At 32.0% G+C, this 18,369-nt stretch carries 12 protein-coding genes, 1 pseudogene and 1 other annotated feature; of the genes and pseudogenes, 11 read left to right on the top strand and 2 right to left on the bottom strand.

Going from position 1 to position 18,369, the window contains the following annotated elements:
• Positions 1 to 288 precede the first annotated feature (288 nt).
• From ACVWY7_RS06875 to ACVWY7_RS06825, 11 genes and pseudogenes are all read left to right on the top strand, one after another.
• A complete protein-coding gene (locus tag ACVWY7_RS06875) occupies positions 289 to 4,491 on the top strand; it encodes a tetratricopeptide repeat protein (protein ID WP_456523717.1) in 4,203 nt (1,400 codons plus the stop codon).
• Between the two features lie 97 nt (positions 4,492 to 4,588).
• Positions 4,589 to 4,828: a binding site (T-box leader), on the top strand.
• Positions 4,829 to 4,882: 54 nt separating this feature from the next.
• Positions 4,883 to 6,451 (top strand): annotated as a pseudogene (gene ileS / locus ACVWY7_RS06870) (isoleucine--tRNA ligase); the annotation flags it as partial.
• A gap of 678 nt (positions 6,452 to 7,129) precedes the next feature.
• Positions 7,130 to 7,579 (top strand): hypothetical protein, encoded by a 450-nt coding sequence (locus ACVWY7_RS06865; protein WP_001034815.1) that lies wholly within the window; start codon positions 7,130 to 7,132, stop codon positions 7,577 to 7,579.
• Positions 7,580 to 8,202: 623 nt separating this feature from the next.
• A complete protein-coding gene (locus ACVWY7_RS06860; RefSeq protein WP_105989489.1) occupies positions 8,203 to 8,454 on the top strand; it encodes a hypothetical protein in 252 nt (83 codons plus the stop codon).
• The gene (locus ACVWY7_RS06855) at positions 8,455 to 11,280 is read left to right on the top strand and encodes an S-layer homology domain-containing protein (RefSeq protein ID WP_456523757.1); all 2,826 of its coding nucleotides are present in this window, start codon (positions 8,455 to 8,457) and stop codon (positions 11,278 to 11,280) included. It begins immediately after the preceding gene.
• Positions 11,281 to 12,066: 786 nt separating this feature from the next.
• The gene (locus ACVWY7_RS06850) at positions 12,067 to 12,666 is read left to right on the top strand and encodes a hypothetical protein (protein ID WP_049800275.1); all 600 of its coding nucleotides are present in this window, start codon (positions 12,067 to 12,069) and stop codon (positions 12,664 to 12,666) included.
• 154 nt (positions 12,667 to 12,820) lie between these two features.
• On the top strand, positions 12,821 to 13,048 hold the full coding sequence (locus ACVWY7_RS06845; protein ID WP_000206850.1) for a hypothetical protein: 228 nt from the start codon (positions 12,821 to 12,823) through the stop codon (positions 13,046 to 13,048).
• A gap of 68 nt (positions 13,049 to 13,116) precedes the next feature.
• Entirely contained in the window at positions 13,117 to 13,422 is a 306-nt protein-coding gene (locus tag ACVWY7_RS06840; RefSeq protein WP_000500631.1) for a hypothetical protein, read from the top strand.
• Between the two features lie 385 nt (positions 13,423 to 13,807).
• A complete protein-coding gene (locus tag ACVWY7_RS06835; protein ID WP_002080143.1) occupies positions 13,808 to 14,701 on the top strand; it encodes a S8 family serine peptidase in 894 nt (297 codons plus the stop codon).
• A gap of 13 nt (positions 14,702 to 14,714) precedes the next feature.
• Positions 14,715 to 15,527, top strand: a complete 813-nt coding sequence (locus ACVWY7_RS06830) for an SAR2788 family putative toxin (protein WP_000759760.1) — start codon at positions 14,715 to 14,717, stop codon at positions 15,525 to 15,527.
• Positions 15,528 to 15,536: 9 nt separating this feature from the next.
• Positions 15,537 to 16,055 carry a hypothetical protein gene (locus ACVWY7_RS06825; RefSeq protein ID WP_000357143.1) on the top strand — a complete coding sequence of 173 codons (519 nt, stop codon included), beginning with the start codon at positions 15,537 to 15,539 and terminating at the stop codon, positions 16,053 to 16,055.
• Positions 16,056 to 16,167: 112 nt separating this feature from the next.
• On the opposite strand, the gene ACVWY7_RS06820 is transcribed toward ACVWY7_RS06825, so the two are convergent.
• A complete protein-coding gene (locus tag ACVWY7_RS06820) occupies positions 16,168 to 16,599 on the bottom strand; it encodes a hypothetical protein (RefSeq protein WP_105989487.1) in 432 nt (143 codons plus the stop codon).
• A gap of 2 nt (positions 16,600 to 16,601) precedes the next feature.
• Entirely contained in the window at positions 16,602 to 18,212 is a 1,611-nt protein-coding gene (gene dnaX, locus ACVWY7_RS06815) for a DNA polymerase III subunit gamma/tau (protein WP_000074054.1), read from the bottom strand.
• Between the last annotated feature and the right edge of the window lie 157 nt (positions 18,213 to 18,369).

Raw genomic sequence — 18,369 nt, 5'->3', positions numbered from 1 at the left:
GATATATAATCGCTGATATATTTTAAGAATCGGTCGATATATTTGAATTATCGCCGATATAATTTCATGTACTGATTACAGCTATATAAAAATAAGATCCACATGTTACGTTATTCCATATAATCAAACAAAATACAGAGAAAAACAATCATTTCTACTATATTTTGTTATAAATTTGAATAATATTAATTAATACCATCCATTATAGGAGATTTTAGTTGAATACATACAATATGATGTGTAAAATCTAAGCAAGTAGCAGTATAAATAAATATTCGAGGTGAATACATGCTAGATTTTAAGCAGTTAGATGCTTGTTTGAAAGAAAAGATATTTATAGATGGATTACAGGAAATAAATAATGAAATTTCATATATAAAAGAAAAGAATACTTTATCTTATGTGAAGAATTGGCTTGTTAATATTCCTTCACATAAGGAGTTTGATATATTAATTCGCCTTACTGATGAAGGGCTTATGCACCAATACAGTTCATTCCTCATTCGCTACGCCTATAAAAAATTCCCAAATATGAGAACACTCTCTTTATATTGTGATGAGTTAATTGATGAGCGGAAAATTCTTGAAGCAGAACAGCTGTTAAAAGATTCATTAGAAGAGGTAAATAAAGAAGAAATTGAAGTTGATCTTTTGGCGAAAACATATTTTACGTTAGTACGATGTTTGTTGGAAATGAAACGAAATGAAGAAGCTCTTTATTATATGAAAAAGGCAGAGGAGTACAGTGAACGTGCCGTATTTGATAAATGGGGCTACGTCTATATGCATACAGGTGAATGGGAGAGAGCAGAAGAACAATTTATAGCTGGTATGCAGCATAAAGATTGCGAAGAGTTATCTACCTATTTATTATCACAGTTATATGCGAATAAAGGAGAACAAAAACGTGCATTGCAGCTAATTGATGATGCGATTGTAAAGTTCCCGCAAGTACCATATTTTCATTTTGAAAAGGTAAAATATTTATTAGATTTAGGAAAGTATGAAGAAATGTTAGCGGTAATAGATAACATAAATAATCAGCTTCCTTATCATGCGTATAAAGCTTATTTTGTACATTTACGTGCAGAAGCGCTTTACAAAATGAATAAACTTGTAGATTTACAACAGTTATTACAAGAAGAAAAAAGTTTAAAAGGGTCTTTATATCATAATTTAGCAAAAAATCCAGATGGAAAAAAGGTTCACTTACCAATAGTTCCAATTGTACAAAAGGATAATTATTGCGTACCAACAAGTTTAGAAATGATGTTGCAAATTTGGGGAGAAAAACGGACACAAGATGAAATAGCAGAGTTTATTTTTGATATGACAGGCTCGAAGTTTTCAGATACTGTTTCTTATTTAGAAGAATTAGGTTATGAATATCGTTATTTTAAAGGGAATGTAGAAAATTATAAGAGACTGTTAAATCAGGGGATCCCCGTATTATTAAGTATAGATATTGAGCATGCTTCACATGTACAAGTACTAGCTGGATATGATGATACGTTACAAGCCTTTTATGTTCAAGATCCGAACTTTATAGAGCCAGTTATTGTGGAATATAGTAAGTTACAAGAAAAATATCGTTATACAGGTTGTTTAGCAATTACGTTTGTTCCGCAAGAAAAGAAGGAACAATTATCATTTTTAAATGAAGAAGAAAATGATTATTTCAAATCTATTTTTTCTTTAACGGATCATTTAGATGAACAAGATAAAGCTGGGATTCATGACTTAGTACAGTTTTTAAAAGAGACGAGTGATAATCCGAATACATGGTTATATACGATTAAGCATTTAGATGTTGAAGTAGATAAAGAATTTATTATATCTTGTATTGAAAAGTTAATGGAGAAGTTTCCTAACTCAGATTTTGTTAAATTACATGCTGCACAGTGCTTTATTCGCCTTGAAGAGTTAGAAAAAGCTGGGTACATGCTTGCGAGTGTTGAGAAGAAAAATAATCGTGCATTATATCATTTAATAAACGGAAGGTATGCTTTTGAGCAGGAAAGTTATATAGAAGCAATTTCAAGTTTTCGTTCCTCGTTACAATTAGACGCGGATCAGCCGATTGCTTGGAGTTTTCTCGCTTTATCGTATATGTATATCGATCAGTCTGAAAAGGCGTTGCAGTTTTCTCAAGTAGCTTTAGAGCGTAGCCCGGAACGATTCACTTTAACGAATCACGGATTAATATTAATAGATTTAGAAAGATATGAAGAAGCGTATGAAATCTTTAATGATTTGTTAAAAGAATACAAAAATGAAGCACATGTATGGTATGAGCGAGCGAGATGTGCGCATCATTTAGGGAAATTATATTTAGCAATAAAAGGGCTTAAAATAGCAATTCATTTGGATAGTAATGCACCTTATATTTATACAAAACTTGCGGAAATATACGAATCTGATTTGAAGGATGAAGAAAGTACGAAAGAAGTTTTATTAAAAGGTATTGAGAAGTGTGATGATAAGTCACCTCTATACGTAAAACTTGGTGATTACCATTTCCAAAATGATAGTCTGGAAGAAGCAGAAACATTGTATACTCGTGCTTTGGAAGAAAATCATGATGATGTTTATTCTCATTTCGGACTTACACAAGTTTATATGGCAAGAGAACAATACAAGGAAGCAAAAGAATATATTCTCGGTATTGAAAAACAAATTGAAAAGAGCCAAGATTTTCTTATGAATGCGGGAATGGTTTTATGGGATGCTGAGGTTGAACTTGGTGGAAGTGAAGAAGGATTTAAAGTAGCATTGTCTAAGTTAGAGAGTGGTATAAAGCAGAGCGAATATAATGTAGCAAGTGCGTTAGATGAATATGTGAATCGAATTAAAGGAACCGTATTTGTACAACGAGGAATAGCATTCTTAAGAACGATACACAAAGAAAGAAATGAAGTAAGTGAGTACGGTTGTTATACAGGTATTTTATATGAATCTATTGGACAGTACGGCCAAGCGATGAAAAGATATAATAAGGCGATAGAACAAAAAGAAACGGCATTACCGTATTACCGAATTGGTGAAACACTTATGGCATTAGGACAATTGACGGAAGCAAAACAAGCGTATGAAACATGTTTAGAGCTTGATGGGAATTTCGTTGGTGTACATTTACAGCTTGCGGAAATATACGAAAAAGAAGAAAACCGTTTTAAAGAACAAAGTCATATGGTTCAGGCGATGAAAGAAGAACCATTGCACATTAATATGGAATATTTGGCACAACTTTCAGTAGAAATGAATCTTCAGGAAGAATTGCTGACTGAGCTAGAAAAATTAGCGAACGAAGTACCTGAAATATGGCGATTAGATGCGATTGCATACGTGTATGGAGCGATGGATGAAATAGATAAAGAACAAGCGCAGATTGAAGAGGCACTAAGATTAGATGGCGAGCATACAGAAGTTTTATATCATTATGCAAAAGTATTAGTGAAAAATAGAAATGCAAAAGCAATTGAAATTGCAATGAAGGTTATACAAAAAGATATAAATAATGAACGTATATTTGATGTATATGTAAAAGCGATAGAACAACATAAGAAATGGTCTAACATACGAGATTTTCTTCATACACTAAAAGTGAAAAAAGCTGAAAGAAGTATGGCATTTATGTATGCAGCATCTGCGGTGACGGAAAGATGGATTGAACGTCAACAAAATGAACAGCCGAAGAAATCCATAATTACAAGAGCTTTTTATCGCATGAAAAACCGTGCGAAAGAAATTTCGATTATTACTACAATCATTGATTTATATGAAATCTCATTAAAGTTAAATCAAAAAAATAGTATGGCAGCGCAGCGATTTGCACTATTTTACGAGAATGTGGCGATGTATAAAGAGGCGATAGATGTACTGCAAACATCATTAGAAAGTAAATGGGATTACGATGTAGCGAAGCAACTTGTAAATCTTTTCATAGAGTGTGATGAAGAGGATATGATAAGGGATGCGTCGGAATTAACGAAGCAAATGGTTCGAGAGTTACCAGATGATTACGATACTCTTCTTCTGCATGCGCAAGTATTGTTTAAAGCAGGGGAAGAAAGAAAAGCAGAAAAGATTACCTTACAATTAACGGAGCAAACACCATTTGTAAGTAGAGCGTTTCTTGCTTTAGGAGAAATATATCAAAGTCAAGAGAGGTTTGAAGAGGCAATTCATGTATTAGAAAATGCCTCGATACATCATCCGAATGAAACAGCAATTCTTCTTTCTTTAGCATCTTCTTATCATGGTGCCGGCCAAACAATAAAGGCAGAGAAAATAGCAAATGAAATATTAACAATGGATGAGAGTGATTTGTTAGCAAGATATGATCGTGTTTGCTATTTAGCACAGTTAAACAGAATGGAAGAGGCGAAGGTAGAACTTGAAATTGTACTTCGTGAGGATGAGTCAGGATTTTTCGCTGAACTTATCGAGGATGATGAAAATTTAGCAGTATTGCGAGAATTTGAAAACTAATTGTATAAGAATAGCGAAAAAGGATATAAATAAAATATATTTTGAATTAGTTGACAATTTATCGATTAGTGGCATAAAATAACTTTTAACAAAGTATACAAATCTGAAGACGAGAAAGAGTAAAATAGTGTACTGTTCCCCAGAGAGCCGGTATGTTGCTGAAAGCCGGTGTACAGATGTTATTTGAAAATCATTTCCGAGGAGCCGAGGCTGAAAGAGAGTAAGCTCGGACGGGTGTCTACCGTTACAAGGAACACGTATGATCGTACGTTGCTAAGTGCTATTAGTGAAGAACTAATAGAATTAGGGTGGTATCGCGGGTAAACCCGTCCCTACTTTATAGGGACGGGTTTTTTGTGTGCTTTAAAACATTCAAAAGGAGTGATTGTAGATGAAGAAAGTAGATGTAAAAGAGTCAGCTGTAGGGAGAGAAACACGTATTCGCAAACAGTGGAACGAGCAAAGCATTTTCGAGCAATCAATTCAGAATCGAGAAGGCGCACAATCTTTTGTGTTTTATGAAGGACCACCGACGGCGAATGGATTACCGCATGTAGGTCATGCACTTGGACGAACAATTAAAGATGTAGTAGCAAGATATAAAACGATGGCTGGTTATAAAGTATTAAGAAAAGCGGGATGGGATACGCACGGCTTACCTGTAGAATTAGGTGTTGAGAAGCAACTCGGTATTTCTGGTAAACATGAAATCGAGGAGTACGGAATTGAACCATTTATTAAAAAGTGTAAAGAGAGTGTATTCACATATGAGAAGCAGTGGCGTGAATTCACTGAAAGCATCGGTTACTGGGTAGATATGGATGATCCATACGTTACGTTAGAGAATCCATATATCGAAAGTGTATGGCATATTTTAGGGACGATTCATGAAAAAGGATTATTGTATAAAGGGCATAGAGTTTCACCATATTGCCCAAGCTGTCAAACTTCACTAAGTTCACATGAGGTTGCCCAAGGGTATAAAACAGTAAAAGATTTAAGTGCAACCGTTAAGTTTAAAGTGAAAGATAGTGAAAATGAATATTTCCTAGGTTGGACGACAACACCTTGGACACTTCCAGCAAATGTTGCACTCGCTGTACATCCAAATATGGAATACGTGAAAGCAAAACAAGAAGGTCATGTATACATTGTTGCGAAAGAACGTGTACAAGATGTATTAAAAGAAAACTATGAAGTATTATCTGTTCATAAAGGAGAAGAATTATTAAATATTTCTTATACAGCACCGTTTCCAATGAAAGAAGTTACAAATGGTTACCGCGTAATCGGAGCAGATTTCGTAACGGCAGATAGTGGTACAGGACTCGTTCATATCGCTCCAGCATACGGAGAGGACGATTATAGAGTCGTGCAAAGTGAAGGATTGTCATTTTTGCATGTTGTAGATGAGAAAGGCGAGTATACAGAAGCAGTACCATTTTTGAAAGGGAAGTTTGTAAAAGATTGTGACGTAGATATCGTTCGTTATTTAGCGAAGGAAGGTTTACTATACCATAAAGAAAAGTATGAACATAGTTACCCGCATTGCTGGCGCTGTGATTCACCACTTCTTTATTATGCAGGAGAGAGTTGGTTAATCCGAACGACTGCAATTAAAGATACATTTTTACAAAATAATGATTCTGTTACTTGGTATCCAGATCATATGAAACATGGACGCTTTGGTAAGTTTTTAGAAAATATGGTGGACTGGAATATTAGCCGAAATAGATATTGGGGAACACCATTAAACGTATGGGAATGTGAAAGTTGCGATCATCAATTTGCACCGAAAAGCATTGCTGATTTAAGAAAGCATAGTACGAAAGAAACACCTGAAGATTTAGAATTGCATAAGCCCTATGTAGATGAAGTGCAAGTTAGCTGCGAAAAATGCGGAAGTGCGATGAATCGTACACCAGAAGTAATTGATGTTTGGTTTGATAGTGGCTCGATGTGTTAATTTGAAATAAAGTCACGATGTTTATAAAAAAGACGCGAAGTTTTGACTAAAGTCGCGACGTTTATAAAAAAGATACGACGCTTTATCACTTCAAGTAAAAAACAACCAACATTAAAACCGAATATATTTAAAATATAAACACTGGTTATTCGTTACAAGATATACAATTTTACGAATATTGAGTTGAATTAGTGTGTATATAGAGTTATTATAAAAAAGTGGTATTTTACAATTTACTCCATAACATGTAAGAAAGGAGAGACTAAGTATGGGGAAAACCTAATTTTTATTATATTAACAAAATGTGTAACTGATAGATAAAGAGTATGCTACTAATTATTTAATTCAGATTTATAAGTATATAAAGGGAGAATTCTCCCCCTTTCAATTAAAGATTACGAATATTTTTGAATCTTAAATTCCTTATAAGTTGATATCAAAGAACTAATAGAGAAAAACAGGAATAAACAAGGAAAAGTCCAAGTTTTATAACCTACGATACTAATAACGAAAGCGGTTACTGAAGCTAAAAAGAGTGCCAAATATGCGCTGAAAGAAAACCATTTACTAATTTTTTTATTTATTTTCATTAATCTGCTCCATTCTTCGAAATTTTCAATACATAAACATATTATACTATTATAAATTATTTTCTAACAAGGGGATGCTTATATGAATAAAAAAATAGCTAAAAAAATAATGTTAATTTGTATGACCATGACTTTAATGATGTCCTGTACATTACTTACTTTCCCAGGAGAAAAGGCTGAGGCTTCGATGGTAAATCATACATTATATAAAACAGAAGAAGAAATTGTCTACGCAGATCCGAATGATGAAAGTGCTGCATACTCATTTTATCTTTCAATAATAGCCTTTATACCTCAACTATCAGCAATAAAAACATTAGATTATGTATTGAAAGCTGCTAGTTTTGGAATTTCATATAAATCTTTTGTTGACTATGGTAAAAACCCGAATAGATTTAAAATAGTAAAAAGAACATACAAAGCTGATACAACTACTATGAATTATTGGGGATATTTTTATGTTGATCTGTACAATTTGGATACTGGTCAATTTGTTTCTTCTAGAATGTACACTATTGCAAAAATGCAATAAATAATTTTAATTTTATTGCATTTTTGCAATTTATCTTCCGGCTCAAGAAATGTAAAGCGCATAGTCCGATGAGTATGTAGAAGGTGATTGCCTTCAAATAAATTTTACAATCAAAAGATACTATAGTATATCGGTTATAAATTAAGTATCCGATATACTGTAGTTTTGAGCGAATTCTAGTGTGGCGCCAGAAACAGAACTTTTTATGTAGCTTTCGGACTTGTACCATTGAAAAGCCACAAAAAGAGGGAAGTTGTAAATTCGTAGTACGAAAATTAAGATTCAAAAACTTAAAACAAGATTGTAATACCATACGAATTCCTTATTTATTGGAGAATAATACAATTCAAAAACAAAAGAAACAAGAGTTGAAACTAATTCTAGCATTATATAGTCTATACGGACTTATTCGTTGCAATCAATAAAACACAATTAATAGGTCTATTATAAATTAATAGCTATTTTTCTTAATAAAAATACCACTGAATGAACTATATTTTGACTTTCAGTGGCATTTTTGAATTATTAATTATGTGTGGAGTAACAAGTCTTTCTTTATCTAGTCTAAACATTTACAACATTATATATAATTATAATTGTCGTTTTTAGAAAGGAAATGCGAAATGAACAAGAAACTAATTTTATTTATAAGCTGTTTACTTTCTTTAGGTATATTTCTTTCATTCACACGAATTTCAAAAGCAGAAGAAATATTAAAGGAACACATTATTACAAAAGATGAAGCGAAGCAGAAGGCTAATACTTATATAAAAAGTATTAGTAAACGAACTTATCCGAATTGGAATGATGCTCAAATAGGGGCGAGTAATACCCTCTATGACTTGGATGGAAATATAACTGGATACGTATTTTAAATAGAAAAAAAGAATGAAGAACTTGGGTATATTATTGCAGATGGAAAGAGTGGTGGCCCTTCTATTATAGAATCTGCGAGAACAGGGTCTAGTCCTTATAAGAATGTAGAAGAGGGAAAAGCGATTTATACTGGTCCCCTTCAACATTTTAAAAAGGAAAATGATAAAATAATTGACCTTCATTCCAAGCAAGTTATAGATGCTATAAAAAGAACAACGGAAGAGGGGAAAAAGCAAAGGGAGATTCAGCCATATTCAAACAATGTTCCTAAGGTAGCAAAAGCTTTTGGAGAGCCTCAATTTAAAGATAAATATATCAAGGATGTTCCAGATTATCAGTGGTATCATGGTTGTTCACCTACGGCTATTGCCAACTTAGTATCTTATTGGTCGCAATATTATAATAATTTATTCCGAGATAATGAAACATCTGATCAATTAATTGACAATTTAGCAGACGCGATTGGAACTGACAAGGGGACAGGAGCAGACACAAACGGGGTAAAATATGCTACATGGCCACAAAAAATGGCACCAGGTATCAAACAATACTGGAAAACACGCGGGTACGATGTAGAAACCCAGTATGATACTAATCCAACTTATGAAAAATTCCAAAAAGAAATAGACGAAGATAGACCTATTATAGTCAACTTTACTAATAACCTGTATTTCAATGACCATACCGTAACTGGAGTAGGTTATATGCAAGCTTACATTCCAGAATTGAACGAAACTTATAAAGATATAACAGTACATGATACATGGGATAGTACACCGATAGATGTAACCCTAAGTTTTGATGAAGTTGCGAAATCTATATCAGATTATATAATTGTTAACCCAAGTAAAATAGATAGAAAATTGTTTAATTTTAAAAAGAAAATGGAACAAGTTCATTATAATTGGGAGAATGATGGTCCTTTAAAAAATTATACTGATAATTTTACAGCCTCTTTTGATCAAACACCAAATTTTCTATATAGTAATCCCTATTTTATTCAGACTCTTGCAGATGATGGTGTTCGAGTAGATGTCAATGGAAAGCGTGTTATTGATCGATGGTCTGGTTCTACTGGTCAAATCGACCGAGCAATTATAAGAAATGGGGAAGAAATAAAGTCAATAAAGACAGAATATCATGAAAATACCGGGAGAGCAGCTGTTTTTTCTAATGTTGTTCAGTTTGGGGAATGGATAGCTTACTATTATCCTAATAAAAATCTAGAAGGTTTTCCTATTGATTCCAAAACAAAAATGGGGACTCCATTGAGTAATATGGCAACTTTAGAGGAAAACTTTGGGATAGGAGCACCAACCCAGAAAGTGCCTTCAGATAATTTTACAGCCAGGTACACGACAATTCAACGTATGCAAGCAGGAGAATATATTATTAGAGGGCTTGCAAATGATGGATTACGAGTATTAATTGATGGTAAAGTTGTTATAGATCGATGGACACCAACTTCATATAAAGAAGAAACACGAAAAATAACTATTAATGATGGAACTGGAAATTCAGTATTGGGAAATTCTACTGAGAAAGATATACATCTTATAGAGATACAGTATCTTGATGTGAGTAAAGAAAGCAAACTTAAATTAGATATAAAACAGGTTAAAGACATAGATCGATTTGCGGACGTACCATGGATGGCAGAATACTATAATGGTGCTGATTTCAAAGGTGATGCCGTTATTGTTGGAGGAAAAGATTCATTATTAGAAAAAATTGATAAAGTTGATTTCAATTGGGGAAATGTCTCACCTCAACCGGGTATACAAGCTAACAATTTTTCAGCTAGATTCAAATTATACAAAACAGACTTAGACCGATGGGGTACTTATTTATTTGAAGTAAAAGCAAAAGGTAAAGTACGTGTATATAACAATGATCAGCTAATAATGGATTTATGGAATTCTAATGATGGTAAGTTACACTCAGTAGAAGTGCCCATAAATATCTCTATGAATGTAACCATTGAATATCAAAAGAATGAGAAAAATGCTGATTTGCATTTCAATATAAAAAACGTGGGTAACAATAGTTGGGTACAACAAAATGGAAAATGGTATTTTTATAATAAAGAGGGCCATATTGTTAAAGGTCTACAAACTATTAATGAATACAAATACTACTTTAATGAGAACGGGATTATGCTAACCGGTTTACAATCTATTAATGGAAAAACATATTACTTTAACGAAAATGGTACTATGGTTACAGGTTGGAAAGAAGTAGATAACAAATGGTATTATTTTAATGAAAATGGTATTAAAGTTCCTAATGTATTTTTAGATGTCCCAGAAAGTCATTGGGCGTATGAACAAATATCATATATGGCAGGAAATAAAATTATAAATGGATATGGGAATGGCTATTTTGGTGCAAATGATAATCTTACACGTGAACAATTAGCAGCCGTCCTATATAAGTCTTTATTACTGCCGGATACAAGTGATAATCCTTATACAGATATTAATGATAGTCCATTCAAAAAAGAAATTTTATCTTTGACGAAGAGCGGTATTTTTTCAGTAAATGGGGAAAAGACATTTAATCCAAAAAGGACTGCGACAAGGGCTGAAATTGCTGTCGTGTTAACAAAAGCATTTAATTTAAAAATCAAAGCTAATTATGAATTCAATGATATGAAAGGTCATTGGGCAAATGAATCTGTAAAAGCTTTATATAGTAATGGGATTGCAAGTGGTACAGGAAATAAAAATTTCAGTCCAGCAGCAAATGTTTCAAGAGCAGAAATGGCTGTATTTTTATATAGAGCAATCAACTTAAATCCAAATTTTATACCAAATCCTATTTAAACTTAAATAAGATGTCTTTAATACGAAGTTATACAGGTTTCATAGCAGTTTGTTTTGAAATTGATTTATAATTTTGTGTGTGAAAAAATTATATCAACATCATTTATATTTTCTCTAATCAAAGTTATAGGTTTTGAAAAACTAACTAATTTAATCAAAAAATGCACCCTAATTGATAGTTACATAATTGACAATTAGAGGTGCATTTTTTATAGTCTATTTTTAAAATACAAGAACTAAGCATGCTGGAGCAGAAGCTTTTTTAGGAGCTCCACAAGTAGCAGGGGCCAATCCCGGGGAGACAAGTATCTTTTCAGGATATTTTAAGAAGCTTCCAAGAGGAAATGACTACAGTTTAATAATTAAAGATTTTGCTAAGAATACTTCAGATCAAGCAATATTATCCATTAAAATAGAGGAGTAGCATAATCATTTAGAGTTAAATTCTATATTACATTGTTTTACTCTTCATTGATTATAGAATTATAAATAATTTTCAATCGAACTTTTTTATAAAAATTGCATACTACTTCACAAAGAAGGACTCCGTTTTGAACAATCTTTTTTCAAAATGGAGTCCTAATGTCTCTTATTAAATAAGGATTTGTGAAACATCTTTGATTAAAATTTAATCCAAACCAACATAATGATTGTATAATCGTTAATTTAGCATTGCATAAAACACTAACAATTTTTAATTTGATAATATTATCTCTTCTCAAATTTAGCCAATTTCTTAGTTTTAATAAGAAAATTTATATACTTAAAGTAAAGGGCTTAATTTCAATTAAGGGGGAGGATAATTTGGAGGTGTATAACTCAGCTGCTCCTGCACAAACAAATAATGAAGAGTTACCATTCGATATTTCTTGGATGACCGATTGGATTGTAGATTGGTTTGGTTCTTTATTTAATGGCGGCAGTGATGTAATTAAAGATGGGGGAGATAAAATAGATGGTGCAGTCCATGCGAGTGTGCCTGCATTCTTTGATGTTATTTTCCTTATACTTTCTGTAGTAATTTTAATATCATTATTAGTTTTTGGGGCTTCTTTATGGTTTAAACATATAAAGTGGAAAAAAAGATCTATATATTTTGGAGTAGGTTCATTTATCCTCATACTTTTAATAAGGATTCTACCAGTGTTAATGTTGACAACACGCTCTTTTGATTTTCAAACCTTTATGAGTAATATGGTGGGTTTAATTACTTCTATAATTTTAGGAACAGCTGTATTAATGTTTTTGATATCTTTAGCATTAGGTATGCTTTATAAGAAATTTGAACATCCCAAATATGGAAAATGGAGTTCAAGTTTGAGATATAGTTCCATTTTTATATTTGTAATGACATTGCTAGTACCGGCCTTACTGCGTCATTTATAATTTCGGTTTATAAAAGGAGAAGGAGGAGTGCAAGTAAGTTCTATAATATTTTTGTGTAATGTGCTAGTGCTCATTCTCCTGTCGATTTCAAGGTCAAATCTAATAGATTAAAAAATATATGGTACGAAGTTTTGGCGAAGGGGGAGAGGGACTAGTGACTACTTTTGTTGTAATGGTAAGTATATTCTTAATTCTGTTCGTAATTGGTCCAAAAGCAACTAAGAAAAAAGAAGAAAGAGACAGAATTAAAAAGGAACATGAAGAGAAAATGGAGGTTTTAGAGGAAGAAAAAATTGATTTGGATATTAATGGAACTAAAGTACGGTTACACAAGAAGCCTAAGTTAAAAAGTAGTATATATAAAATAAAGGGTGACAGATAAATTCATAATAGGATAATCAGTTTCAAATTTATTTACAAAGCTTTAGTACAATCAGAAAGGATGATTTGATGGGAGCTGAAGTTAAATACCGATGGACAACTAGCATTTTTAATTACAAAGGTAAAGGAGAAGAATGGACAACAGGTTATTTAGAAACTAAGGAAGCAGCAAGAAGTGACCTTATAGCTGAGGGCACATCAGGGTTTATATTATTGGATAACCCTGATAGTGAAGGAGATATTCAAGAAGTAGAATTCATAAAAATCATTAAAGACGAAAAAGGGAATGCTATTGTTTCAGAAGTAATAAGTGATGAAACAGCTGGAAAACTATATTTCGATAAGGCTTTTGAAGTATGGAAAGAGGATTTTTAGATAATATCATTTATTGATTAAATTTTGTCCAAAAATCATTTTATGTGTAATAAAGTCATTTTAAATAAAAGCAATAAGTTCCTATCATATTTTCGTAACAGGAATTTATTGCTTTTTTATGTTGATTTATACATTACGTATTGCTTCTGTTAGTAAGTAATTGTATCTTTATAAAATATTTAATCGCATTATATTAATATTAAACTAAATTAAATATTGGTATCTGTTCTCATTGAATATATCAGAAAATATTGGTAAAAAACAGTCTTTTTTTTACATTCAATTGACTTTAATATTTAAAGGGTCATATGAACTTTAAGTTTATGTTGATTAATCCTCTTCATTACAAGGGGACGTTGTTTGAAGGAATCGTTAAAAAGGAGTGGTGTTTATAAAGAAAATATTATTATTTGTATGCGCTTTAGTGTTATTTATCATGTTTGGATGTACTAAAAAAGTATCTAATAATTATGTTATCTCAGAGGGAAGTTGCCAGAAAAATTGGGCGGTTTGTACGTTATTTCCTGAACATGTAATCAAAATTGCAGGTTCTAAAACTGTGAAAGTAGCTGTTTTAGATAGTGGGATTAATCAGGACATAAAGGGACTTAAAGGCCAGGTAAAGAAAAGTTATAATGCGCTTAATAATACTTTTGAGACAGAGGCTATATTAGATCATGGAACTATGATTGCAAGTATCATTGCTTCTACAAAAAGTAGAAATAATGTGGTGGGAATTAATCCTGCTGTTGAATTGTATGATGTTCAAGTTTTAAATGAAAAGGGTAGTGGAAAAATAGCGGATATAATATCAGGGATAAACTGGAGTGTTGAACAAGGTGTTGATATTATCAATTTAAGTTTTGGCTTTTCTAAAGATGACCCTAAGCTAAGGGAAGCGATAAGAAATGCATCAAATAAAGGGATAATAATTATTGCTGCTACAGGAAATACCATTGGCTTATCTACTGATTACCCTGCTAAATACCCTGAAGTATTATCTATTTCTGCTATTGATAAGGATATGAAATTATATGCTTATGCCGGCCAAGGCAAGGTTGATTTTGTGGCACCAGGCGTAGATGTACCTGTATTAAACATACATGGAGAGGTTGAAATGCAAAGCGGGACTTCTTATGCAACAGCTTATACAACAGGGATTGTTTCTATATTGCTTCAAAATGGGAGTAAAGACATAGAAAAGGATCTACGCTTTGGAGCAATAAAATTAGGTGCGAAAGAAAAATTTGGGATGGGATTAGTACAAATAAAAGAATAAGGTGGAGAATTTAATGAAAAAATATTTTATCTTCAGTATAATTACAGCGCTTTTCATTACATATGTTCCTACAGGGTTTGTATATGCAGCGCAAGAAAATGATTCTGCATTAAAAGAAATTGTAAATGTTACCGAAAACACTGAAACTAGTAAAATAGATACCGAAGTTAAAGTTGATGTAAAGGAAGATTTAGGGATAGAATCATCCGAACAAATTGAAATAACTGAAAATGTTGTTGATAATGTAGACACTTTTGAATCAATATTAGATACTGATCAAGTACAAATGGAAAGTACATTGGAATATAATATTGAAACAAGTGAAATGAGTGCTAAAGCAATACTAAATGATGAGAATGGAAATGAAATAGAGAAGAATTTTTCAATTCTTGTGACTGATGTAGAAGGTGAAGATTTAAAAGCTATTTTTGTGGATCAAGAAACTGGTGAGCAATATTCTATTGATACACAAGAAATAACTGCATCTGCTCTTCCTTTGGTTCCCGTTCTTGTTGCATTCATAGTTAAAAGCGGTCTAAAAGCAGCTATAAAAAAATATGGCCCAACTGCTATTAGAACTCTAATGAAAAACTCTGAACCTCTTGCTAAAGTAGTTGCAAGCAGATTAGGATACGCAGAAACAAAATTTTTCTCTCATGGTGCAAGAGTATATTTTAACAAAAAAGGAAAACCTAAATATATAACTAGAGACAAAGATGGTCACAATGGTGGAGCTTTTAAAGGTGCTGATACAGTAAAAGCTCTTGCAAATAAGAAAACTAGATCTGGAACTTATGATTTAGAATTAAGAAGAATCGGAGCTTAATAACTAATTATGGATAAATTTAAAAAATTCGAAGTGGATTTTACAAATACTGAAGAAACTCCCTTTTTTCAAGTAACTTCGAATCATAGAATTAGATTCGATATGGATTTATTTGTAAATAATAACACTCGATTATTAAAAAATATCTTGGATAATTTATTCAATCAAAACGAAAAAATAAATTCTTCTTTTATCTGTGGATATATTATAAATGGTAAAAGAATTCATGAAAAAACAGGTTTAGGTAAATTTACTAAAATTAGAAATTGGAAAGAAACATTAATAAAAAACGATAATTTTACAAGTTCAACAATTTTTGCATCTATAAAAAATTTAAATTATCAGGATGTATATAAATACTGTCAAAATGTATCACAAGGGTATCCATCAGCATATATCTCATTTTATAATGACAATTATTTATTATATATAAATCAGGATGTACTTGATATAATTTCATTTAATGAGAAGTTAATAGAACAATTAAAAACTAAATATGCAATGGAATATGATAAATACTATGAGTAATTGATATATTTTAAAGGAATATATCTATGAGATTATAGAGAATTCCAAAAAAGACCAACTCCTTATTATTAAGGGATGGTCTTTTTCAATTTTTTCTCCCATACTGAAGTATTTAATTACTTTGAGTGTTATTATTTATCCGTACATATGCAATGTTCTCAACTAATTGAAAGTCATTTTCTATTAGTTGGGTAATAAATTCATTTGAATTATTTTGCTTATCAATTTCCTTTAATAATACAAAATCACCTGATTTTTTTCTTTCCTTAATTGGTAGGTTCCTATTTTCAAGTATAACGTTTAGGATACCTAATTCGATGTTAGAAAATGTTTGCTGCTTTGTTAATTTATTTGCTAGATGAAATGCAATTAATTGTTGAAACTTTCTAATTTCATAAGAGCGATTATAATACGTATATCTATTTGCATGTTCGTTAAGTACATGCAATAGATAATCAAATTCCATAGAAGATAAGGCGGAAATATCTTCAACTGGGAGTTTAGGTTTCTTTTTTCTTCCGAATGGTACTTTGATACGATTCATTTTTACACTTCCTTATTAGTATTTATCTCTTCCCACTCACTTTTTTCTAAGTAAATCATTTTAATTTGACGTCTAAGTAATTGTGAAATGGTTTTAGTAACTATGGAATCATTTAATGGATTATATAAAGTCTCAACTTGTTGGGGATTTTCCATTACGAATATAATATGGTGCTTTGATCCAGTGGCATGAACTATTTCTCCTAAACTATTTGCAATAAGGGGATTATCTTTCTTTATATGAGCGATACAGTTGGGTAGGAATGTTTCTAATAATTTGCTTGTTTCCCAAGTGATTTCTGGTAAAACAATATCTTTTGCAGTTTCCTTAGCTTTAGGGTCGCGATAAATTTGAATGTTTCTGCGTCTTTGATTAGCAGTTGGTTCTTCTTTTTGTTTTTCTAATTCGTCTAAACGCTGATTGAATGCTGCGATGGTATCAAGTAAACTTTGTAACAATGTTTGATTAAGCTCACTGGAATCTTCATTTTCATTATTTTTGATATTCGGTTGGATCGTTGATATTTCCTGCTCCAGCTGAAGTATCTTAACTAATGCAATTTCAATTAGTGTCGCTGCATATACAGAGCTTTTTATTTTATACTGTACCGTTGTAAGCTCTTCAAGAATACTTGGAATCTTGGATAATGGTATTCGCTCAGCAAGATTTATAAAGGCATTATTATAAATGGCCACTTTAAACATGTCAGTTTTTTGAGATAGATTGAATATCATGAGGTCTCTGTAGTAACCAATTAAATCGCTTAAAAAGAAATCTGCTTGTTTTCTCTCTAGGATAGTTTGCAAGGAATCCAAAGTGCTGGTTAAATCTTTCTCAGTTATATAATGTATTAGTTTTTCAATATCCTGAATTGCTACCTTACCAACGACTGTTGCAACATGCTCTATTGTTACATTATTTGTTGCGTATGCGATTACTTGGTCCATTATGCTAAGAGCATTTCTTAAACCGCCTTCAGCTAATTGGGATATTAAATGTAATGCTTCGTCTGTAATACGAATCCCTTGATCATGGGAGATGAATTTTAACCTGTCAATCATTGCTTGAAGAGGTATATTTCGAAATTCGAATTGTTGGCATCTAGAAATGATAGTTTTAGGAACTTTTTGTGGATCTGTTGTAGCCAGTATGAAAATAACGTGTGCTGGTGGCTCTTCTAATGTCTTTAATAGAGCATTAAATGCTGAATTTGAAAGCATATGCACTTCATCGATAATATACACTTTATATTTCCCTGTAACCGGTGCTAAATGTACCTGATCTCGTATCTGCCGTATTTCTTCTACTCCATTATTGCTTGCAGCATCAAATTCTAGAATGTCCGCGAATTTATTATTATTGATATCACTACAGTTGGCGCACTTTTGACAAGGCTCACCATTACTTAATGGAGCTAAGCAGTTAACACCTTTTCCTATTATTTTGGCAACAGTTGTTTTACCAGTACCTCGTGGTCCAGAGAGTAGGTAGGCATGAGCTACTTTTTCTAGTTTAATCGCATTCATGATGGTCGTTTTAATATGATCTTGCCCCACTAAATCATTAAAGCTATTTGGTCTATACGCACGGTATAGTGCAACATAATTACTCATTAATATTCCTCCCATAAATATCAAATTTTATTAAATGGCAATCCTTTTAAATGCAAAAAAGCAGCCAAATGAGTAGAGTTACTGTTCACATTTTCATGTGTTAACTCAACCCAAAGGGCTGCTTTTAATTTAAAGAAGAAAAAACAAAAAGTAAAAA

This window comes from Bacillus sp. TE9106W (genome assembly GCF_054062215.1).
This window is presented reverse-complemented; position numbering and strand designations above follow the sequence as displayed.

Bases quoted from the DNA above. Each gene is read 5' to 3' on its own strand.
- ACVWY7_RS06875 (WP_456523717.1), top strand. From the start codon at position 289: ATGCTAGATTTTAAGCAGTTAGATGCTTGTTTGAAAGAAAAGATATTT.
- ACVWY7_RS06865 (WP_001034815.1), top strand. From the start codon at position 7,130: ATGAATAAAAAAATAGCTAAAAAAATAATGTTAATTTGTATGACCATG.
- ACVWY7_RS06860 (WP_105989489.1), top strand. From the start codon at position 8,203: ATGAACAAGAAACTAATTTTATTTATAAGCTGTTTACTTTCTTTAGGT.
- ACVWY7_RS06840 (WP_000500631.1), top strand. From the start codon at position 13,117: ATGGGAGCTGAAGTTAAATACCGATGGACAACTAGCATTTTTAATTAC.
- ACVWY7_RS06830 (WP_000759760.1), top strand. From the start codon at position 14,715: ATGAAAAAATATTTTATCTTCAGTATAATTACAGCGCTTTTCATTACA.
- ACVWY7_RS06825 (WP_000357143.1), top strand. From the start codon at position 15,537: ATGGATAAATTTAAAAAATTCGAAGTGGATTTTACAAATACTGAAGAA.
- ACVWY7_RS06820 (WP_105989487.1), bottom strand. From the start codon at position 16,599: ATGAATCGTATCAAAGTACCATTCGGAAGAAAAAAGAAACCTAAACTC.
- dnaX (WP_000074054.1), bottom strand. From the start codon at position 18,212: ATGAGTAATTATGTTGCACTATACCGTGCGTATAGACCAAATAGCTTT.